Below are 18,689 nucleotides of genomic sequence, written 5' to 3'. Positions count from 1 at the left end.
GGTTCAGCGCCCTTGTCGCCGGTGCAGGAACATCAGTCTCTCCAGCAGCTGCACGTCCTGCTCGCTCTTGACCAGCGCGCCGGCCAGCGGCGGCAGCGCCTTGGAGGGCTCGGCGTCGGCCAGCTGGCGCGCGGCGAGTTCGTCGGCCATCAGCAGGCGCAGCCAGTCGATCAGCTCGGAGGTCGAGGGCTTCTTCTTCAGGCCGGGCACCTCGCGCAACTCGAAGAAGGCGCGCAGCGCGCGCGACACCAGCGTGCGGTCGATCGAGGGGAAGTGCACGTCGACGATGCGCCGCAGCGTGGCTTCGTCCGGGAACGCGATGTAGTGGAAGAAGCAGCGGCGCAGGAACGCGTCCGGCAGTTCCTTCTCGTTGTTGGAGGTGATCAGGATCACCGGACGGTGCCGCGCGACGACGCTCTGGCCGGTCTCGTAGACGTCGAAGGCCATGCGGTCCAGTTCGTGCAGCAGGTCGTTGGGGAACTCGATGTCGGCCTTGTCGATCTCGTCGATCAGCAGCACCGCGCGGCGTTCGCTCTCGAACGCTTCCCACAGCTTGCCCTTGCGGATGTAGTGGGCGATGTCGTGCACGCGCGGATCGCCCAGTTGCGAGTCGCGCAGGCGGCTGACCGCATCGTATTCGTACAGGCCTTGCTGCGCCTTGGTGGTGGACTTCACGTGCCAGGTCAGCAGCGGCGCGTCGAGCGCGGCCGCCACCTCCTCGGCGAGCAGGGTCTTGCCGGTGCCGGGCTCGCCCTTGACCAGCAGCGGGCGCTGCAGCGCGATCGCGGCGTTGACCGCCTGCATCAGCTCCGGCGTGGCGACGTAGCGCGCGGTGCCTTCGAACCTCATCGCGCGGCCTCCATGCCGAGGTACTTGTCCTTCAACCGCACGTAGTGGTCGGCCGAGTAGTGCAGACTCTCGATCTCCTGGTCGGACAGCTGCCGCGCCGGCCGCGCCGGGTTGCCCAGCCACAACTCGCCCGAGCGCACCACCTTGCCGGGCCCGACCACCGCGCCGGCGCCGACGAAGCCGTGCTTCTCCACGACGGCGCCGTCGAGGATGCACGCGCCCATGCCGATCAGGCTGTAGTCCCCGATCGTGCAGGCATGGATGATGCAGCCGTGGCCGATGGTGACGCCTTCGCCTACCAGGGTCGGATGGCCGGCCTTGTTGTAGGGGCTGTGGTGGCTGACGTGGACGATGGTGCCGTCCTGGAGGTTGCTGCGCGCGCCGATGCGCACGTGGTTGACGTCGCCGCGGATCACCGTGCCCGGCCACACCGAGACGTCCTCGCCCAGCACCACGTCGCCGATCACGGTGGCGGCATCGTCGACGTAGACGCGCGCGCCGAGTCGCGGGACCTTGTCGAGGAAGGGGCGGATCGAGGGCACGGCGTTCTCCGGATACGGGGCGGTACGGCATGATGATAACCGGCATGCGCGGGCGCTTTGTGGAACGCCTGGCATGCGCATCGCCGCCGCGCGGTTCGCGCGAGCGGCGGAAACAGCGACGGCGTGCACGGTTGCCAAGGCCGGCCACGCGCTTCTAACTCCTCGTCCGGCATGCTTCGCTTCCCGGACAGGCTTCGGTTGCGTTCCTGGTCTCTGTTCGGCACGTCGCTTCCTGCCCACGGAGTCCCGCCCATGCCGCTGATCGAGTTGCCCACCCATCGCCTGCACTACCGCATCGAGGGGCGCGACGATGCGCCATGGCTGACGTTCTGCAATTCGCTCGGCACCGACCTGCACATGTGGGATCCGCAGGTCGAGGCATTGGCGCCGCACTATCGGGTCCTGCGCTACGACCGGCGCGGGCACGGCCAGTCCGACACGCCGCCCGGGCCCTACGAGGTCGCCGACCTGGGGCGCGACGTGCTGGCGCTATGGGATGCGCTCGGCGTGGAACGCTCGCATTTCTGCGGCCTGTCGATCGGCGGCCTGACCGGGCAATGGCTGGGCCTGAACGCCGGCGCGCGCTTGCAGCGGCTGGTGGTCTGCTCTACCGCGGCCAAGATCGGCACGGCGGAGACCTGGGCGCAGCGGATCCGGCAGGTGCAGCAGGACGGGCTCACCGCGCTGGTGGACGGCACCGTGCAGCGCTGGTTCTCCCCGGGCTTCATCGCCGCCCATCCGCTGGTGATCGACGAGGTCGTCACCAGCTTCCTGGAGACCTCGCGCGAGGGCTACATCGGCGGTTGCCACGCGGTCGCCCAGGCCGACTTCCGCCACGCGCTGCCAGGCATCGCCGCGCCCTTGCTGGCCATCGCCGGCGACGACGATCCGGTGTGCCCGCCGCATGAGCTGCAGTACGTCGCCAACAACGTGGCCGCGGGCCACTTCTGCAAGGTCCGTGGGCGGCACCTGTGCAACCTGGAATCGCCGCAGGACTTCAACCGGGTGCTGCAGGACTTCCTGCAGGCCGGCGCCTGATGCGCCTACCTGTCCCCGCTCTGGAGCCGCTTGGCCGCCTCGAGATGGTCGGCGACATGGTGCCGCGTCGTCTGCAGGTGCGTGACGACCGCGGGCGTCGACGCCGCGGGGATCAGCTGGGCGTCCAGCGCCCGTAGCGCTTCGGTGTGGTCCTTCACCATCGCCGCGACATAGGCTTGCGCGAAGGCCGCCCCGTCGAGCGCCTTCAACGTGGCCAGCTCCTGCTGGCCCTTCGCCATCTGCGCCTTGGCCGGCGCGGCCGCGAGGTCCGGTTCGAGCAGCGCCACCTTGCGGTTGTTCTCGCCGTGTTCCTTGACCATGCGGGTCGCGTATTCGCGCACCGGGCCGGTGACCTGCTTCTGCAACGCCAGGTTGCCGGCGTCGATCTCCGAGGTGTTGATGGCGCTCAGGACGCCGAGCGCGGCGGATTGATCGAGCGCCGCGCCGCGGGCGCTGGAAGGGGATTGCGCCGCGCCGCTTCCGGTCACGGCGAGGAGAACGAACAGCGTGCTGGCGAGAGTACGGGCAGGCATGGCGGCCCCTCCGGTGTAAGGTGGGGCCAGCGTGCCCGGCGGATCGTGATTCCCGCGTCCGGGCGGCGTGCAGTCCGCTTCAAGGAGAGGCTGGCGCCCCCGCCGGTACCGTGAGGATCGCGTCGAGCCGCCGCGTGGACGGGCGCGCTACGCCACGCGCCGCGCGCGTTCCAGGTGCACCAGCAGCAGCGAGATCGCCGCCGGCGTCATGCCGGGGATGCGCTGGGCCTGGCCGATGGTCTGCGGGCGCACGCGTTCCAGCTTCTGCTGCACTTCCGCCGAGAGCCCGCGCACGCCGGCGTAGTCGAAACCCTCCGGGATCGGCGTGGCCTCGTGGCGTTGCTGGCGCGCGATCTCGTCGCGCTGGCGATCGAGGTAGCCGGCGTACTTCACGCTGATCTCGACCTGCTCGGCGACCTTGGCGTCGTCCACGCCGGGGCCGAGCGAGGGCACCGTCATCAGCTTGGCGTAGTCCAGCTCCGGGCGCTTGATCAGGTCGAGCACGTTGGTCTCGCGGCTGACCGCCACGCCCAGCGTCGCCTCGACCTCGCGGCCGAGCGCGTTGCCGGGCGTCGCCCACAGCGCGCGCAGGCGCTGGCTCTCGCGCTCGACCGCTTCCTGCTTGGCCTGGAATGCGGCCCAGCGGCGGTCGTCGACCACGCCCAGTTCGCGGCCGGCCGCGGTCAGGCGCACGTCGGCATTGTCCTCGCGCAGCTGCAACCGGTATTCGGCGCGGCTGGTGAACATGCGATACGGCTCGGTGGTGCCGTGGGTGATCAGGTCGTCCACCAGCACGCCCAGGTAGGCCTCGTCGCGGCGCGGCGACCAGCCGTCGCGGCCACGCACGAAGCGCGCCGCGTTGAGCCCGGCCAGCAGGCCCTGCGCGGCGGCTTCCTCGTAGCCGGTGGTGCCGTTGATCTGGCCGGCGAAGAACAGGCCCTCGACCAGCTTGGTCTCCAGCGTCGCCTTCAGCCCGCGCGGATCGAAGAAGTCGTACTCGATCGCGTAGCCCGGCCGGGTGATGTGCGCCTGCTCGAAGCCGCGGATCGAGCGCACCAGTTCCAGCTGCACGTCGAACGGCAGCGAAGTGGAGATGCCGTTCGGATAGATCTCGACCACGTCCAGCCCTTCCGGCTCGACGAAGATCTGGTGGCTGGTCTTCTCGGCGAAGCGCACCACCTTGTCCTCGATCGACGGGCAGTAGCGCGGGCCGATGCCCTCGATCTGGCCGGTGTACAGCGGCGAGCGGTCGAGCGCGCCGCGGATGATCTCGTGGGTGCGCTCGGAGGTATGCGTGATCCAGCAACTGACCTGGCGCGGATGCTCGGCGACCTGGCCGAGGAACGACATCACCGGCAGCGGGTCGTCGCCCGGCTGTTCCTCCATCACCGCGTAGTCGAGGGTGCGGCCGTCGATGCGCGGTGGCGTGCCGGTCTTGAGCCGGTCGATCGCGAACGGGCGTTCGCGCAGGCGCGCGGCCAGGGTCGTGGCCGGCGGATCGCCCATGCGCCCGGCGGTGTACTGGGTCTGGCCGATGTGGATCTTGCCGGCCAGGAAGGTGCCGGCGGTCAGCACCACCGCGCCGGCCTCGAAGCGCAGGCCGGTCTGGGTGATCGCCCCGCGCACCGCGTCGCCCTCGATGACCAGGTCGTCGACCGCGGCCTGGAACACGGTCAGGTTCGGCTGCGCCTCGACGATGCGGCGGATCGCGGCGCGGTACAGCGCGCGGTCGGCCTGGCAGCGGGTGGCGCGCACCGCCGGGCCCTTGGAGGCGTTGAGGGTGCGCCACTGGATGCCGGCCAGGTCGGCCGCGTGCGCCATGGCCCCGCCCAGGGCATCGATCTCCTTGACCAGGTGGCCCTTGCCGATGCCGCCGATCGCCGGATTGCAGCTCATCGCGCCGACGGTCTCGATGTTGTGGGTCAGCAGCAGCGTGCGCGCGCCGGCACGCGCGGCCGCCAGCGCGGCTTCGGTGCCGGCATGGCCGCCGCCGATCACGATCACGTCATGGCGATGGAAGGAGCGGGTCATGGCAAACGGGTACGGAGGTGGACGGAGGGGCCGCGGCCGACCGCGGCGAGGGGGATTTCTGGGCGCTGGTTCGCATTTTAAGCAACGCACCCTCAAGCTGGCATGCTTCGTGCAGATAACCCGATTGCACCTGGTGTGGCACTGCGCCTGCATGGCGCAAACGGCTGGAATTGGAACAGGGGCCAGCCATGCGCACCCCGGGGTAGCACGGGGCCGGTAGTCGGGGGACTGCCGGCCCTTTTTCTTTGGCGCGAATCCTTCGCAAGCCCGTATGGCCATTGCGCGGATCCGGAGGGAAATCCCGCGCACCGGAGGGGCATGGGGCCGGGATTCCGCCGGAGCGGGAAACCCAAAGACGAAGCCCCGGCAGGGCCGGGGCTTCGCGTTGTAGGCGCCGATATCCGACAGGGCCGGAACAGGGGGGATCCAGATTTCCCTGTCGGACATCGACATTGAAACGGCTGTGTAACGGCTCGCGTCAGAATGCGACGCGTCGCGTCACGACCGAGGCGTAGCTTCGCGCCAAGCGCCGATCAAAAGCAAGCTTTTCCGCAACACGAATTGTGGCTGTCGTCGCAAGTCCCGAAAGTTATGGTTCCTGGGTCCGCACTCCCGATCGGCCCGGCTGCTTGATCCGGTTCAGGTCGCGCCAGGGCGAGGGCGACGACTGCCGCGGCACGCTCGGACGCGGCGGGGCCGGTTGCGAAGGGCGCGGCGGCCGCGGGCCGGCATTGCCCGGCGGCGGGCGGCGGACCGGCGGCGGCCGGTAGTAGTAGCGGCCCGGATAGGCCGGATAGTCGTACAGGCCTATCCAGCCGGGGCCGTAGTACGGGCCGTAGCCACCGTAGTAACCGCCGTAGTAGCCCGGCGGATAGCGGTATTGCACGCTCGGCGTGCCGCGGTAGTAGCCGCCGCTGGCGCCGCCGGTGTAGTCGTAGGTCGCGCAGCCGCCGAGGAGGGCCAGCATCCCGGCGGCCAGGAGCATGCGGGTTTTCATTGGTGGACCCCTCCTCTTGAGCATGCTGCCAATGTCGGCGTAACGCATTGAATCCGTCCTTAACTTCCCGTTGTCGCGATGAATGTTTCATGTCGCCCGGTGGCGGCGGGCGCCGCGCCGGGCTCCTGGCGTCCGGGGACGATACGTTAACCTTGGCGGATGATCGAACCCGGATTGCCTGATTTCACCGACGTGCTGCTGGCGGCGGCGCGCATCGCCCCCCATGCGGAGGTCACGCCGGTACTGCGATCACGGGCCCTGGACGCGCTCAGCGGGGCGCGGCTGCACTTCAAGGCCGAGCACCTGCAGCGCGGCGGGGCGTTCAAGTTCCGCGGCGCCTGCAACGCGGTGTGGTCGCTGGACGAGGCACGGGCCGCGCGGGGCGTGGTCACCCATTCGTCCGGCAACCATGGCGCGGCGCTGGCGCTGGCGGCGCGCACCCGCGGCATCGGTTGCCACGTGGTGGTGCCGGACGGCGCGGTCGCGGCCAAGCTGAGCAATATCGTCCGCCACGGAGCGACGCTGTGGCGGTGCGAGCCGTCGATCGCCGCGCGCGAGCGCACCTGCGCCGAGGTCCAGGCCAATACCGGCGCCTGCCTGGTGCATCCGTACACCGATGCGGCCGTGATCGCCGGACAGGGCACCGCCACGCTGGAATTGCTGGGCCAGGCCGATGGCCTGGACGTGCTGGTGGTGCCCGTCGGCGGCGGCGGGCTGGCCTCGGGCGCCGCGCTGGCGCTGCGCGGCGCCGCCCCCGGGTGCGAGCTCGTGCTGGCCGAACCGGCCGGTGCGGCGGATACCGCGCGCTCGCTGGCGGCGGGCGAGCGGCGCATCGATTTCGTGCCCGATACCGTCTGCGACGGCCTGCGCGGGACGCTCGGCGGGCCCAATTTCTCGATCCTGCAGGCGGCCGGGGCCGAGGTGGTCACCGTCGCCGATGCCGATACGGTCCAGGCGATGCGCCTGCTCTGGCAGGTGCTCAAGCAGGTGGTGGAGCCGTCCTCCGCGATCGCGCTGGCGGCGGTGCTGTCGGTGCCCGAACGCTTCGCCGGGCGTCGGGTCGGGTTGGTGCTGTCGGGGGGCAACGTCGACCTCGACGCCTTGCCATGGGCGGCCGCGGCGTGATGGCAGCACGCAAGCGGCTCGGGCCCTGGGGCTGGCTGTGGCGCCTGCTGGTCCTGGCGGTGCTGTGGCTGCTGGGCGTCGCGGTCTGGATCGTGTGGGTGGGCGAGCGCGACCAGGCGGCGCAGGCCGACGTGGTGATCGTGCTCGGCGCGGCCGCCTACGACGCGCGCCCCTCGCCGGTGTTCGAGGAACGCATCCGCCACGGCCTGGACCTGTACCGCGCCGGTTATGCGCCCAAGCTGATCTTCACCGGCGGATTCGGCGGCAGCGGCGCGCGCTTCTCCGAATCGCAGGTGGCGCGCCGCTATGCGCTGCGCCACGACGTGCCGCAGCAGGACATCCTGATCGAGACGGTGTCGCGCACCACGCGCCAGAACCTGGAACAGGCGCGCGCGCTGATGCAGGCGCACGGCATGCACCGCGCGATCATCGTCAGCGACCCGCTGCACATGGCGCGCGCGTTGCGGCTGTGCCGCGAGCTGGGCATCGACGCGCTCGCCTCGTCCACGCCGAGCACGCGCTTCCGCAGCTTCCATACCAGCTGGCGGTTCCTGCTGCAGGAGGTCTACTTCTTCCACCGGGACCTGTTCTTTCGCGCCGCCTGAGATCGCAACCGCGGGGATGGCGCGGCTTCCAGTCCCCTCCGGCGCGCCCCTTTACTGAAGTGGCGTCTGCTCCGGTCGCATCGTTGGAGGCGGGAGAGCGCGTGTGCACGGTTCCTGGATCGTCACTATGATGGCGGTTCTCCCCGGAATGCTCCCGACAATGACCCGGCAAGCCGCCCTCGAACTGGTGCAGCGCTACTACGACGCCTTCAACCGCGGCGACTGGAACGGCATGCTCGATTGCCTCGCCGACGACGTGGCGCACGATCTCAACCAGGGGCCGCGCGAGACCGGCCGGGCGGCGTTCTCGGCCTTCCTCGAGCGGATGAATGCCTGCTACAGCGAGCAACTGCGCGACATCGCGCTGATGGCGAACGCGGATGGCACGCGGGTCGGCGCCGAATACGTCGTGCATGGCCAGTACCACCGTACCGACGAGGGCCTGCCGGAGGCGCGCGGCCAGCGCTACGTGCTGCCCGGCGGGGCGTTCTTCGACGTCCGCGATGGCCGCATCGCCCGCGTGACCAACTACTACAACCTGCAGGACTGGATCGAGCAGGTCTCCGCCGCGGCGTAGCGGCACCGGCGTCCTCGACAATTCTCCGACCCGGCGGCGGCTACGGTCGCATGCGGCTCCCCCTGCCGAATCCCGCATGCGCCTGTCCCTGCGCTCACCGGTCGCGACGCTGGCCGTGCTGTCGTGCCTGCTCGCGTTGGCCTTTCTCGGCGCGCGCGGCATCTGGGAGCCCGACGAAGGGCGCTATACCAACGTCGGCCTGAACATGCTGCACAGCGGCGACTGGCTGACGCCGCGCCGCAATCACGAGACCGGGCACTGGACCAAGCCGCCGCTGACCTACTGGGCGATCGCCGCCAGCGTCGGTGCGTTCGGCGAGCGGCCATGGGCGGCGCGGCTGCCCGCGGCGCTGGCCTATCTGGGCTGCATCGGGCTGGTGTTCGCGCTGGCGCGCGCGCTGTTCCCCGGGCGTCGACCGCTGGCACTGGCCGCCGCGGCGATCTACGCCACGATGCTGATGCCGTTCGCGGCGTCCCAGCAGATCACCACCGATTACCTGCTGGCCTTGTGGGAAACGCTGGCGATGTGGGCCTTCGTCCGCGCGCGCACGGCGCCTTCGCCCGTGCATGGCCGGGCCTGGACCGCGCTGATGTGGGCCGGCCTGGCCCTGGCCTTCCTGACCAAGGGGCCGCCCGGTTTGCTGCCGCTGGCGGTGATGCTGGTCTACAACGCGCTGATGCCCGGGCCGAGGCGTCGCACCCTGCAGGTTTCGGGCCTGGCCGTGTTCGTGCTGCTGGCGCTGCCGTGGTATGTCGCGGTGGTGCTGGATACGCCGGGATTGCTGCATTACCTGGCCGGCGACGAGGTGGTCGGCCGCATCGCCACCGACGACTTCGGCCGCAACGGCGAATGGTATGGCTGGCTGAAGATCTACCTGCCCACGTTGCTGCTGGGTACGCTGCCGTGGACCTGGCCGCTGCTGCGTGCCGTCCGCGCGTTGCCGCGGCTGGCACGCGACGCATGGCGCGACCGCCGGCTGCGCGAGCGCGAGGCGGCGCGGTTGTTGCTGGCGCTGTGGTGGCTGTTGCCGCTGGCGGTGTTCTGCCTGGCGCGCTCGCGCCTGCCGTTGTACCTGTTGCCGCTGTTCGCGCCGCTGGCGCTGCTGGTGGCGGTGCAGCGCGAGCATGACGGGCGGACGTTGCCGCGCTGGCGCTGGCTGTTCGCCTGGGGCGCGCTGCTGCTCGGGCTGAAGCTGGCGGTGGCGTGGATGCCCACGCACAAGGACTCGGCGGCCTGGGCGCGGGAAATCCGGCGCATCCATCCGGCACCGTTGCGCGAGGTGGTGTTCGTGCAGGACATGGCGCGCTACGGCCTGCGCCTGGAACTGGATGCCGAGGTCGAGAAAATCTCGCTGGCGCCATGGCCGCCGCGGGGGCGCTTCAATCCGGAATACGACTCGGACCTGGACCACGAGCTGGCCGAACACGAGCCGGACCAGCTGTGGATCTGCAAGCGGCAGGACTGGCCCCAGGTGTTGGCGGCGCTGCATGCGCGCGGCTACGGTGCCCGCACGCTGGGCCGGCCGTACTACGGCCGGCTGTTCTTCGAGGTCGTGCGCAAGCCGGAACGCCCGGAGGCGATCACAGGTAGATGATCGCCACCACGACGAGCGCGAAGATGCCCCACTTCAGCGTCTGGTAGAGCGGATTGTTGCGTTCCTTCAGCGCCTTGGCCTTGAGCCGCACCGCATAGAAGTAGCGGAACAGGCGGTTGATGCCGCCGGTCTTGTCGCCGTCCTGGTTGGGCGAGGCGCCCGCGGCGAGCAGGGTCTTGCCGACCGCGCGGTTCAGCGCCTGCGCCCAGCGCCAGCGCATCGGCCGCTCGATGTCGCAGAACAGGATGATGCGGTCGCGGTCGGTGTCGTTGCGCGCGTGGTGGATGTAGGTCTCGTCGAACATGGTCCATTCGCCGTCGCGCCAGCTGTGGCGCTGGCCGTCCACTTCGATGAAGCAACGGTCGTCGTTCGGCGTGGCCAGGCCCAGGTGCAGGCGCATCGAGCCGGCGAACGGGTCGCGGTGCGGGCGCAGTTCGCTGCCCGGCGGCAGCTCGGCGAACATCGCCGCCTTGACCGTCGGGATCGAGGCGAGCAGCGCGGTGGTGCGCGGGCACAGCTCGGCCGCGGACGGATGCGCTGTGCCGTACCACTTCAGGTAGAAGCGCTTCCAGCCGCGGCGGAAGAACGAGTTGAAGCCGACGTCGGTATAGCCGTCGGCGGCCTTGATCTTCTTCAGTTCGGCCAGCGCGACCGCCTCGTCGCGGATGGCCGTCCATTGCTCGCGCAGCGGCGCCAGCTCGGGGAATTCCTTGCCGGGATCGATGAACGGCGTGGTCGGCACCCGCGAGCACAGGTACATCAGCGCGTTGATCGGCGCCATGAAGGTGGAGTGGTCCAGCAATTGCCGGCTCAGCCGGTGCCGCACGCGGCCGCGGAAATGGATGTAGAGCGCCGACGCGAGGAACAGCGCGATGATGAGCCACTTGATCATGCAGGGGAACCGATGGAGGGGCGCGGAGGCGCCAGCCGGGCGATTCTAGTCCTTCCGGCGGCGGCTGGCTGACTGCCGCCCGGCCGGCAACGCTCAGTCGCGCGGACGGCGCCGGATCGGGATCGAGCCGACCGGTACCGAGGCGACGTCCTGCCCGCGCTCGCGGATCGGGGCGCCGGGGTCGGGCGCCCAGGCGTGGGCGTAGATGACCTCCCAGCTGCTCGGCAGCTTGCCGTCGGACCGGCGCAGCGGCTCGTAGGCGGCAGCGGCGGCGGCGAAGCGGCCCTTGCCGGTCAGCGTGCCGCGGCGCGCGCTGAGCGCGTTGGTGGCGCCCATCGCGCGCAGCTCGCGCATCAGCGCCGGCAGGTCGTCGTAGGTCAGCGTGAACAGGTCGCGGTCCAGCACCGGGTCGCGGAAGCCGGACAGCATCAGCGCGTCGCCGAACTGCGCGATCGGCGCGAAGCGGCTGACGTGCGGGACCGGGTCGACTTGCGAGAACGCCTCGTGCAGTTCGACCAGCGTGTCCGGGCCGAAGGTGGAGCACAGCAGCAGGCCGCCCGGCTTGAGCGCGCGCCGGAACCCGGCGAACACCGCCGGCAGGTCCTCGACCCATTGCAGGCACAGGTTGGAGAAGATCACGTCGACGCTGCCGTCGGCGACCGGCAGCGCGCGCGCATCCGCGCACACGCGCGCGAACGGCTTCCACCAGCCTGCCTGCTTCTTCGCCTCGTGCAGCATCGGCAATGCCATGTCCATGGCGATCACCTGCGCCTTCGGCCAGCGCTTCTTCATGGTGGCGGTGGCATGCCCGGTGCCGGCGCCGACGTCGAGCACGACCTGCGGCGTGCGCCCGTCGAGGTAGTCGAGCGACTCGAGCAGGCGCTTTTCCACTTCGTGCTGGAGGGCGGCGGCGGCATCGTAGCTGCCGGCGGCGCGCGAGAACGCGCGGCGGACGTGGCGGGAATCGAAGATCGGGGTCATTGCCGGCCTATTGTCGCGCGTTTGCCGGCACCGGCGCGAGCCTTGCGTGGCGGCCCCTCAGAACGTGCCGGGATACGTGCCGCCGTCGATCAGCAGGTTCTGCCCGGTGATGTAGCCGGCCTGCGCGCTGCACAGGAACGCGCAGGCGGCGCCGAACTCGTCCGGGCGCCCGAAGCGGCCTGCCGGGATCTTCGCCTGCGCCTGGTGGGTGGCGTCCTCCAGGCTCAGGTCCTGCGCCCGGGCGCGCGCGACCAGCGTGGCGTGCAACCGCTGGGTGTCGAACGAACCGGGCAGCAGGTTGTTGATCGTGACGTTGCGGGCGACGGTCTTGCGCGCCAGTCCGGCGACGAAGCCGGTCAGGCCGGCGCGCGCGCCGTTGGAGAGCCCGAGGATGTCGATCGGCGCCTTCACCGCGCTGGAGGTGATGTTGACGATGCGGCCGAAACCGCGCGCCTGCATCGCATCCACGGTGGCGCGGATCAGCTCGATCGGCGCGAGCATGTTGGCCTCGATCGCAGCCAGCCAGTCCTCGCGCCGCCAGTCGCGGAAGTCGCCGGGCGGCGGGCCGCCGGCGTTGTTGACCAGGATGTCCACGCGCGGGCAGGCGGCCAGCGCCGCGGCGCGCCCGGCCTCGCTGGCGATGTCGGCGGCGACGGTGCGCACCTCGCGTGCGCCGGGGAGTTCGCGCAAGCCGGCGGCGGCGATGGCGAGGTCCTCCGCATGGCGCGCGACGATCGCCAGGTTGACGCCCTCGGCGGCGAGCGCGCGGGCGCAGCCCAGTCCCAGGCCCTTGCTGGCGCCGCACACCAGCGCCCATCGGCCGGCGATCCCAAGATCCATGATGTCGTTCCTCGTGATGAACAGGGAAGCTTCGTTGTGGGAGGGACCTCAGTCCCTCCCACAAAGTTCAGTACAGCGCGGCGGCGAAACCCCGCACCGCCTCCGCCACCTGGTCGACATGGCCGAGGAACGGCGCGTGGCCGCCACCGGCAATCGTGATCGCCTGCGCGCCCGGCGCCAGCGCGGCCGCGGCCTGCATGCCGCGCGCCGGTACCAGCCGGTCGCGCTGCCCGGCGATCCACAGGCTCGGTTTGCGCAGGCCGGGCAGGGCGCGCCGCAGGTCGCTGCGTTCGAGCAGGCGGAGCCCTTCCTGCAGCGCGCGCGGGGCCGGCTCGCCGCGCGCGACCAGCATGTCCTTGAGCGTGCGCAGTTCGGCACGGCCATGTTCTGAGCCGAGCGTGTCCAGGGCCAGGAAGCGTTCCAGCGTGCCGCGATAGTCCTGCGCGAGATCGCGGCCGAACTGCTCGAACACGCTCGGTTCGACCGCGTCCGGCCACGCTTCGCCGCGCACGAAGCGCGGCGTGGCCGCGATCATCGCCAGGCCCTGCACCTGCGGCAGCGTGGCCGCCGCCTGCAACGCGAACAGGCCGCCCAGCGACCATCCCAGCCACACCGCCGGCGGCGTGGCCGCGGCGATGTCGTGCACCACGAACGGCAGCGACAACGCCGTGGCATCGTCGCGGCTGTGGCCATGGCCGGGCAGGTCCACCAGGTGCAGTTCGAAGTGCGGGGAGAGTCGCTCGGCCAGCGGGGCGAACACGCCCCCGTGCAGGGCCCAGCCGTGGATCAGCACCAGTGCCGGGCCTTGGCCGATGGTTTCGATATGCATCGTGGTCGTTCCGGGATAGATCGAGAGCCGCGCCGGATCACCTCTTCCCTCGCGGGAGAAGATCCAGGAGGACGGATGAAGGGGCGCAGCATGCCGCTTCCGCGGCCATCAGCCGCCAAGCGCGGCCACCTGCCGCGGCTGTCGCACCTCGTCGCGCGCCCGCGCGGTGGCCTCCACCAGCGCTTCGACCTGCGCCGGCGCGTGCAGGGCCGAGAGCGTGATGCGCAACCGTGCCTTGCCTTCCGGCACCGTCGGCGGGCGGATCGCGCCGACCAGGAAGCCGGCCTTCTCCAGCGCGGCCGACATGGCCATCGTCGTGGATTCGTCGCCGCACAGCAGCGGTTGGATCGGGGTATCGGAGGCCATCAGCTCCAGGCCATGGCGGCGCGCGCCTTCGCGGAACGCGGCGATCAGCGCGCGGAGCTTCTCGCGGCGCCACTCGTCGCGGCGCGCCAGCCGGGTCGCCGCCAGCGACGCGGCCGCCTGCGCCGGCGGCAGGGCCGTGGTGTAGATGTAGGGGCGTGCGGTCTCGGCCAGGTGCCGCACCAAGGTCTCCTCGCCGACCACCACGGCGCCGTAGCTGCCCAGCGCCTTGCCGAGCGTGACCAGTTGCAAAGGCACTTCCTGCACGCCCAATCCGGCTTCGGCGACGCTGCCGCGGCCCTGCGGGCCGAGCACCCCCACGCCGTGCGCGTCGTCGACGTAGAACAGCGCCTGCTGCATGCGCGCCACCAGGCTCAGCGAGCGCAGCGGCGCGACGTCGCCGTCCATGCTGAACACCCCGTCGCTGGCCAGCATCGCCGCGCCCTCGGCGGCGCCCTTGAGCTGGCGCATCGCGCCTTCGGCGTCCAGGTGGGGGTAGCGGCGCAGGCGCGCGCCGGCCAGCCGGGTGGCATCGAGCAGGCTGGCGTGGTTGAGCCGGTCCTGCACGCACACGTCGTCCTCGTCGCTCAGCAGCGCCTGCTGCACGGCGAGGTTGGCGATGAAGCCACTGCCGAACAGCAGCGCGCTCGGGTAACCGAGCCAGTCGGCGATCTCGCGTTCCAGGGCCTCGTGCAGCGCATGGTGGCCGCAGACCAGGTGCGATGCGGTGGAGCCGGCCCCTTCGCGCGCAGCGGCGTCCTGCAGCGCGGCCACCACCTCGAACTGCTGTGCGAGCCCGAGATAGTCGTTGGAGCAGAACCCGGTCAGCCAGCGCCCGTCGACCTCCAGGCGCACGCCGTCGCGGCGCCCGATCGCGCGGCGCACCCGGATCCGCTGCTGGGCCGCGCGCTGCGCACGCAGCGCATGGATGCGTTCGTGCAGGTCGGGTCGGGCCACGGGAGGTTCCTGGGGACGGATGGCGTCAGCGTGCCGGGCAGGCGGGATCCTTGCCCGCCATCTTCGCGCAGATCTTGCGCCGGCACTCCAGGCCTTGCGCGGTATTGGCGGCCGGGCAGCGGCGCAGCTGCACCTGGATGTTGGACTGGGTGGAGGCGCTCTGGTCGATGGTGTCGAACGCCTTGCGGTTGGCCGCCTCGGCGTTGTTCTCGGCCTGGATGCGCGCGATCAGCGCGTCCATCGACTCGGGCTGCGACTCGCCGGGCTTCTGCTTGATGATGCCGATCAGCGTGCCGAGCAGGTCTTCCTCGTCCTTGGCACCGGTGCGGCGGGCCTGGGCGCCGTCGGTACGGCTGGATGCCTGCGCGCGTGGCTTGCCGGTCGTGCTGGCCGTGGCCGATGCGGCGGCGGAGGCCGCGACGGACGCCGAAGCCGGCGCCTGCGAGGCCGGCGCCGCGCCCGGGCCGGCGGCCGCAGGCGTCGCGGCGGGCGCGTTCGCCGTTCCCGCGTGCGGGGCCGCCGGGGCTGCCTCGGGCGCATCGACGATCATGGCGCCGCCGGCCTCCGGGGCCGGTGCAGGCGCCGTGGGAGCGGCGGCCGAGGGCCCGGCGAAGGCCGCGGGTGCGTCGTCATGGGAGGGCACGCCGCTGCGGCTCCACCACCAGATCGCGAGCAGGACCAGCACCACGCCGGCCGCCAGCGCAGGCAGCCGCCAGGAGGCCTGGCGCATCCGCGCGACGGCCTCGGCCGGCGCGGTGCGTTCGACCGAGCGACCTTCCATGTCCGCAAGAATCCGGCTGGGAGCGCCCGGGCCGGTGCCGGTCGAGTTCCCCGAGAGGAGACTTGGACGATTCATTCCGCCATTATTCAAGCGCTTCCAGCCCTTGCAGAAGGGGATTGTCGGACCGATGCCCGAACCTTCCGCATTCTATTGGCTGGTTTGGGGGCGTCAACCAAAGGAGCCGGGCGGGTAAGGATGGTCGGGGTGGTCTTGATGGCGGTCGCGTTCGTGCTGGCGTTCGCGGCGCTATGCGCATGGTTGCTGTTTCCGGGCTTGGCCGAGCGCGTATCGGAGGCGCTGCGGCGCGTACGGGCGCGCCTGGACGGCTGGCGGCGACCGCGTCCTGGCCGTCGCGCGGCGGGCGTCGCGACGGCGGTGGGCGACCTGGGCGATTCGGTGTCCCGGCATCGCTGGGTGCTGGTGGCGGCGCTGCTGCTGCTGGTCGTGCCGCCACTGCTGATCCTGTCGCTGCGCCGCCATGTGGTGCTAGAGGACTTCCAGGGCGAGGACCTGTCCGAGTCGCGCACCATGATCGCCCAGCTGCTGCGCGGGGAACGCCTGGTGCCGCCGCCGCCGCCGCCGCCGGAGGTGTTCACCACCGCCGAGATCCGGCGCGAACGCCCCGAGGTCGTGACCGCCGACCGGCGCTGGGAGCGCATCGACCCGGCGCTGCAGCAGCGGGTGCTGGCCATCTACGAGGTCATGCGCCGCCAGTACGGCTACGAGATGGTGCTGGTCGAGGGCTACCGCAGCCCCGAGCGCCAGGCCGAGCTGATGGGGGCCGGCAAGGCGACCCGGGCCGGCGCCTGGCAGAGCTGCCACCAGTACGGCCTGGCGGTCGACAGCGCGCCGATCCGGGACGGGCGGCTGCAATGGGACATGGGCGACGAATGGACCCGCCGGGGCTACCACCTGTACGGCGAGCTCGCCCGCCAGGCCGGCCTGGAGTGGGGCGGCGACTGGCGCAGCATCAAGGACTACGTCCACGTGGAAATGGCTTCGGCCTGCCGGGCCGCCCGCGCCGCGCGGCGCGCCGGGCAGGCCCAGGGGTGAAGTGGCCCGGGTGGGCTGGTATCGTTTACGCCTCACCGGATCGCCGTGACTCAGGCTGGCGATGGATGGCCGGGGAGATTCGAACAAGGAGCATTGCCGATGTCACGACCCTTCATTCTTGTGGGCGACCGCCTCGACCACGGCGGCAGCGTCGTTTCCGGCTCGGGCGCGACCGACGTGGCCGGCAAGCAGGTGGCCCGCGTGGGCGACCGCGTGGTGTGCAGCAAGCACGGCCAGACCTCCATCGTCAGCGGGGACGGCAGCTTGCTCATCGACGGTAGCCCGGTGGCCCGCCATGGCGACAAGACCGCCTGCGGCGGCACCCTGATCTCCTCGCAGATGGTCGCCACGGTCGATTCGGGTGGCGGCGGTGGAGGCAGTGGCGGCGGCGCCGGAAAGGGCGGTTCGAGTACAGCGGCGGCCGCGGCCGCGGTGGCTTCCGTTGCGACGGCCGGCGCGGCGGCGATCCAGCAAGGTCAATACGACGAGGGATTTATTCTCAAGTCAAAGCTGACAGGAAAACCTCTTGCAAATCGGCAATATCGAATTCTTCGTGAAGACGGGGGAGTCGAGGAGGGTGTAACGGATGACGGGGGAAGAACACATTTGGTGGCGACCGAGCTCCCTCAGGTACTCCGTGTTGAGTTATTGGAGGAGCAGGCGACATGAGCACAAAATCCGTTCCCGTAGGGCAGGCGACTACGACGCCAGTCGCACAAGCTGAAAGAGCCACAATCGACGTTGAAACATACGTCGACGAGAACGGGTATGTCCAAAACGCCGGTTTTGTTCTGAAGAAGATTCCTGCACTGGAAAAAGGGAGCATGGATGGACCAAAGGCCATTGTGCTCCATCGCACCGATTCGAAAACGCTGGCGTCGCCCTTGCAGTCATTCGAAAAGGGTATCGGTACACACTTCATAGTCGACAAGGACGGGACTGTCTATCAAACCGCGAGTTTGCTTAAGAAGACTCATCACGTCGGGAAAATAAAATCACGCTGTTATGAGGGCGGTGCCTGCCCAGCCGATGAAGCGAAGTTGATCAAGTCGTGGGGATGGGCGCCGACAAAAGTGCATGACCACGAAAAGGTGAAGGACTACCCCTCGCGCTATCCAATGAACGAGGACAGCGTCGGGATTGAAGTGGTTGCAGATCACGACGGTTCCAAGTGGGAGGCGCCGACAGCGGAACAATCGAAATCGATCCGACATGTGATCTCTGTTCTCAAAGCGGAGTATGGGATCCAGGATAGTGACATCTATGAACACGACAAGATTTCATACAAGACTTCAGGAGAAGGGGAAGGGCTTTACAGCATTGATGCTGTCGGGGCTGCTTCTCTCGTGCAGCCTGGCAAGCCAGTCCCATGAAAATGGGGGGGTCGAGGTCCTTGAAGTCAATGCGCCTAGTTACACCGGACGCGAAGGCGATTCCTTGCAGAAGGCTTGCGGCGGCTGGTCGCTTTCCAAGCTTGATGTGAAGCGCTTCTTCCAGTTAAGCAATTCGTACAAGGAAAGTCCGTATGAGGAGTTTTATCAGGTGGAGTGCTCCATCACCGGCAAGCTCCAGGTTGGAGGTCGCGTATGGGACTACGAAATTAATGGTGGAGGCATGGCCCAATGGAAGGCTGCTGGCGAAGTGCGTTATTGGGGGTGCGTGGCGAACGAGTGCCGTTCTCTCGTTCTGTTGCCACCCGATGCGATGAGCGGTGAATGAAGAAGAATCGGGACTGAGAATGTCTGGTTTCATTCACAGGAAGGTTACGATTGCCCGCACATCGCGCATGGGCATTGCACTGGCGCTTCTGCTCTCGACAGGGTCAACATGTGCTACTTCTAAGGGTGCAAGGTCTCTGGATATCCGAGCCGAAGGCGAGACAGTACTTGCATGCATTCCCAGGGATGAGGGAGATTCTGTGGATATTGATGCTGCGGGAATCATTTCGGGCGGCGAGGAAGGCGATCACCGGGGAGTAATTTCATGGCAAATAGTCCTGGATGTCGGGAGCCCCCCTTTGCGGCTTGGGCCTGGCGAATGTTTGGCATCCCATCGACTGCCACCCGGTTATGTCGATACGGTCCAACCTGCTGGCTTGAAGG

General features: G+C 69.6%; 20 protein-coding genes. 9 read left to right on the top strand and 11 right to left on the bottom strand.

The genetic code is table 11. The annotated features are described in order from the left end of the window. Window positions 1–3: 3 nt before the first annotated feature. Both M3M27_RS18625 and M3M27_RS18620 read right to left on the bottom strand, forming a co-directional pair. Complete coding sequence (locus M3M27_RS18625) at window positions 4–849, bottom strand: AAA family ATPase (protein WP_140727999.1); 846 nt, start codon at window positions 847–849, stop codon at window positions 4–6. Then, window positions 846–1,391 (bottom strand): gamma carbonic anhydrase family protein, encoded by a 546-nt coding sequence (locus tag M3M27_RS18620; RefSeq protein ID WP_140728000.1) that lies wholly within the window; start codon window positions 1,389–1,391, stop codon window positions 846–848. Before M3M27_RS18620 ends, M3M27_RS18625 begins: the two co-directional genes overlap by 4 nt. 252 nt (window positions 1,392–1,643) lie before the next feature. Between M3M27_RS18620 and pcaD the strand changes: the two genes are divergently transcribed. After that, window positions 1,644–2,429: a 3-oxoadipate enol-lactonase gene (gene pcaD / locus M3M27_RS18615; protein WP_434026574.1), complete on the top strand. Its 786-nt coding sequence runs from the start codon at window positions 1,644–1,646 to the stop codon at window positions 2,427–2,429. 5 nt (window positions 2,430–2,434) lie between these two features. Here the strand turns inward: pcaD and M3M27_RS18610 are convergent, their stop codons facing one another. From M3M27_RS18610 to M3M27_RS18600, 3 genes are all read right to left on the bottom strand, one after another. Then, the gene (locus M3M27_RS18610) at window positions 2,435–2,962 is read right to left on the bottom strand and encodes a DUF4142 domain-containing protein (protein ID WP_434026573.1); all 528 of its coding nucleotides are present in this window, start codon (window positions 2,960–2,962) and stop codon (window positions 2,435–2,437) included. Window positions 2,963–3,109: 147 nt separating this feature from the next. Continuing rightward, the gene (gene mnmG, locus M3M27_RS18605; RefSeq protein WP_434026572.1) at window positions 3,110–4,993 is read right to left on the bottom strand and encodes a tRNA uridine-5-carboxymethylaminomethyl(34) synthesis enzyme MnmG; all 1,884 of its coding nucleotides are present in this window, start codon (window positions 4,991–4,993) and stop codon (window positions 3,110–3,112) included. 589 nt (window positions 4,994–5,582) lie between these two features. Next, a complete protein-coding gene (locus M3M27_RS18600) occupies window positions 5,583–5,990 on the bottom strand; it encodes a hypothetical protein (RefSeq protein ID WP_434026571.1) in 408 nt (135 codons plus the stop codon). Between the two features lie 174 nt (window positions 5,991–6,164). Between M3M27_RS18600 and M3M27_RS18595 the strand changes: the two genes are divergently transcribed. From M3M27_RS18595 to M3M27_RS18580, 4 genes are all read left to right on the top strand, one after another. Next, on the top strand, window positions 6,165–7,115 hold the full coding sequence (locus tag M3M27_RS18595; protein WP_434026570.1) for a pyridoxal-phosphate dependent enzyme: 951 nt from the start codon (window positions 6,165–6,167) through the stop codon (window positions 7,113–7,115). Beyond that, complete coding sequence (locus M3M27_RS18590) at window positions 7,097–7,720, top strand: YdcF family protein (RefSeq protein ID WP_434026569.1); 624 nt, start codon at window positions 7,097–7,099, stop codon at window positions 7,718–7,720. The genes M3M27_RS18595 and M3M27_RS18590 overlap by 19 nt, the downstream gene beginning before the upstream one ends. A 160-nt stretch (window positions 7,721–7,880) precedes the next feature. Further along, complete coding sequence (locus M3M27_RS18585) at window positions 7,881–8,297, top strand: ketosteroid isomerase-related protein (RefSeq protein ID WP_434026568.1); 417 nt, start codon at window positions 7,881–7,883, stop codon at window positions 8,295–8,297. A gap of 76 nt (window positions 8,298–8,373) precedes the next feature. After that, window positions 8,374–9,891, top strand: a complete 1,518-nt coding sequence (locus M3M27_RS18580) for an ArnT family glycosyltransferase (RefSeq protein ID WP_434026567.1) — start codon at window positions 8,374–8,376, stop codon at window positions 9,889–9,891. On the opposite strand, the gene lpxO is transcribed toward M3M27_RS18580, so the two are convergent. From lpxO to M3M27_RS18550, 6 genes are all read right to left on the bottom strand, one after another. Next, a complete protein-coding gene (gene lpxO / locus M3M27_RS18575) occupies window positions 9,878–10,783 on the bottom strand; it encodes a lipid A hydroxylase LpxO (RefSeq protein ID WP_140728008.1) in 906 nt (301 codons plus the stop codon). The two genes, M3M27_RS18580 and lpxO, sit on opposite strands and share 14 nt — an antisense overlap. 93 nt (window positions 10,784–10,876) lie before the next feature. Next, on the bottom strand, window positions 10,877–11,764 hold the full coding sequence (gene bioC / locus M3M27_RS18570) for a malonyl-ACP O-methyltransferase BioC (protein WP_434026566.1): 888 nt from the start codon (window positions 11,762–11,764) through the stop codon (window positions 10,877–10,879). Between the two features lie 57 nt (window positions 11,765–11,821). Continuing rightward, window positions 11,822–12,604, bottom strand: a complete 783-nt coding sequence (locus M3M27_RS18565; protein WP_434026565.1) for an SDR family oxidoreductase — start codon at window positions 12,602–12,604, stop codon at window positions 11,822–11,824. A gap of 67 nt (window positions 12,605–12,671) precedes the next feature. Further along, window positions 12,672–13,433 (bottom strand): pimeloyl-ACP methyl ester esterase BioH, encoded by a 762-nt coding sequence (gene bioH, locus M3M27_RS18560; protein ID WP_140728011.1) that lies wholly within the window; start codon window positions 13,431–13,433, stop codon window positions 12,672–12,674. Between the two features lie 108 nt (window positions 13,434–13,541). Beyond that, entirely contained in the window at window positions 13,542–14,753 is a 1,212-nt protein-coding gene (gene bioF, locus M3M27_RS18555) for an 8-amino-7-oxononanoate synthase (RefSeq protein WP_434026564.1), read from the bottom strand. A 25-nt stretch (window positions 14,754–14,778) separates the two neighbouring features. Further along, window positions 14,779–15,534 carry a hypothetical protein gene (locus tag M3M27_RS18550; protein WP_434026563.1) on the bottom strand — a complete coding sequence of 252 codons (756 nt, stop codon included), beginning with the start codon at window positions 15,532–15,534 and terminating at the stop codon, window positions 14,779–14,781. A gap of 195 nt (window positions 15,535–15,729) precedes the next feature. Here M3M27_RS18550 and M3M27_RS18545 point away from each other — a divergent pair, with 195 nt between their 5' ends. From M3M27_RS18545 to M3M27_RS18530, 4 genes are all read left to right on the top strand, one after another. After that, window positions 15,730–16,587 carry a M15 family metallopeptidase gene (locus M3M27_RS18545; RefSeq protein WP_434026562.1) on the top strand — a complete coding sequence of 286 codons (858 nt, stop codon included), beginning with the start codon at window positions 15,730–15,732 and terminating at the stop codon, window positions 16,585–16,587. Window positions 16,588–16,686: 99 nt separating this feature from the next. Further along, window positions 16,687–17,256: a PAAR domain-containing protein gene (locus M3M27_RS18540; protein ID WP_434026561.1), complete on the top strand. Its 570-nt coding sequence runs from the start codon at window positions 16,687–16,689 to the stop codon at window positions 17,254–17,256. After that, complete coding sequence (locus M3M27_RS18535) at window positions 17,253–17,960, top strand: peptidoglycan recognition protein family protein (protein WP_434026560.1); 708 nt, start codon at window positions 17,253–17,255, stop codon at window positions 17,958–17,960. Before M3M27_RS18540 ends, M3M27_RS18535 begins: the two co-directional genes overlap by 4 nt. After that, complete coding sequence (locus tag M3M27_RS18530) at window positions 17,911–18,306, top strand: hypothetical protein (protein ID WP_140728017.1); 396 nt, start codon at window positions 17,911–17,913, stop codon at window positions 18,304–18,306. The genes M3M27_RS18535 and M3M27_RS18530 overlap by 50 nt, the downstream gene beginning before the upstream one ends. Window positions 18,307–18,689 lie beyond the last annotated feature (383 nt).

The sequence above is a fragment of the Xanthomonas boreopolis genome (genome assembly GCF_046529185.1).
GTDB classification, from domain to species: domain Bacteria; phylum Pseudomonadota; class Gammaproteobacteria; order Xanthomonadales; family Xanthomonadaceae; genus Pseudomonas_S; species Pseudomonas_S boreopolis.
This window is presented reverse-complemented; position numbering and strand designations above follow the sequence as displayed.

Excerpts from the sequence above, each read along its gene's own strand:
- M3M27_RS18625 (WP_140727999.1), bottom strand. The coding sequence starts at position 849 with ATGAGGTTCGAAGGCACCGCGCGCTACGTCGCCACGCCGGAGCTGATG.
- pcaD (WP_434026574.1), top strand. The coding sequence starts at position 1,644 with ATGCCGCTGATCGAGTTGCCCACCCATCGCCTGCACTACCGCATCGAG.
- M3M27_RS18610 (WP_434026573.1), bottom strand. The coding sequence starts at position 2,962 with ATGCCTGCCCGTACTCTCGCCAGCACGCTGTTCGTTCTCCTCGCCGTG.
- mnmG (WP_434026572.1), bottom strand. The coding sequence starts at position 4,993 with ATGACCCGCTCCTTCCATCGCCATGACGTGATCGTGATCGGCGGCGGC.
- M3M27_RS18600 (WP_434026571.1), bottom strand. The coding sequence starts at position 5,990 with ATGAAAACCCGCATGCTCCTGGCCGCCGGGATGCTGGCCCTCCTCGGC.
- M3M27_RS18590 (WP_434026569.1), top strand. The coding sequence starts at position 7,097 with ATGGGCGGCCGCGGCGTGATGGCAGCACGCAAGCGGCTCGGGCCCTGG.
- M3M27_RS18585 (WP_434026568.1), top strand. The coding sequence starts at position 7,881 with ATGACCCGGCAAGCCGCCCTCGAACTGGTGCAGCGCTACTACGACGCC.
- M3M27_RS18580 (WP_434026567.1), top strand. The coding sequence starts at position 8,374 with ATGCGCCTGTCCCTGCGCTCACCGGTCGCGACGCTGGCCGTGCTGTCG.
- lpxO (WP_140728008.1), bottom strand. The coding sequence starts at position 10,783 with ATGATCAAGTGGCTCATCATCGCGCTGTTCCTCGCGTCGGCGCTCTAC.
- bioC (WP_434026566.1), bottom strand. The coding sequence starts at position 11,764 with ATGACCCCGATCTTCGATTCCCGCCACGTCCGCCGCGCGTTCTCGCGC.
- M3M27_RS18565 (WP_434026565.1), bottom strand. The coding sequence starts at position 12,604 with ATGGATCTTGGGATCGCCGGCCGATGGGCGCTGGTGTGCGGCGCCAGC.
- bioH (WP_140728011.1), bottom strand. The coding sequence starts at position 13,433 with ATGCATATCGAAACCATCGGCCAAGGCCCGGCACTGGTGCTGATCCAC.
- M3M27_RS18550 (WP_434026563.1), bottom strand. The coding sequence starts at position 15,534 with ATGGAAGGTCGCTCGGTCGAACGCACCGCGCCGGCCGAGGCCGTCGCG.
- M3M27_RS18545 (WP_434026562.1), top strand. The coding sequence starts at position 15,730 with ATGGTCGGGGTGGTCTTGATGGCGGTCGCGTTCGTGCTGGCGTTCGCG.
- M3M27_RS18540 (WP_434026561.1), top strand. The coding sequence starts at position 16,687 with ATGTCACGACCCTTCATTCTTGTGGGCGACCGCCTCGACCACGGCGGC.
- M3M27_RS18535 (WP_434026560.1), top strand. The coding sequence starts at position 17,253 with ATGAGCACAAAATCCGTTCCCGTAGGGCAGGCGACTACGACGCCAGTC.
- M3M27_RS18530 (WP_140728017.1), top strand. The coding sequence starts at position 17,911 with ATGCTGTCGGGGCTGCTTCTCTCGTGCAGCCTGGCAAGCCAGTCCCAT.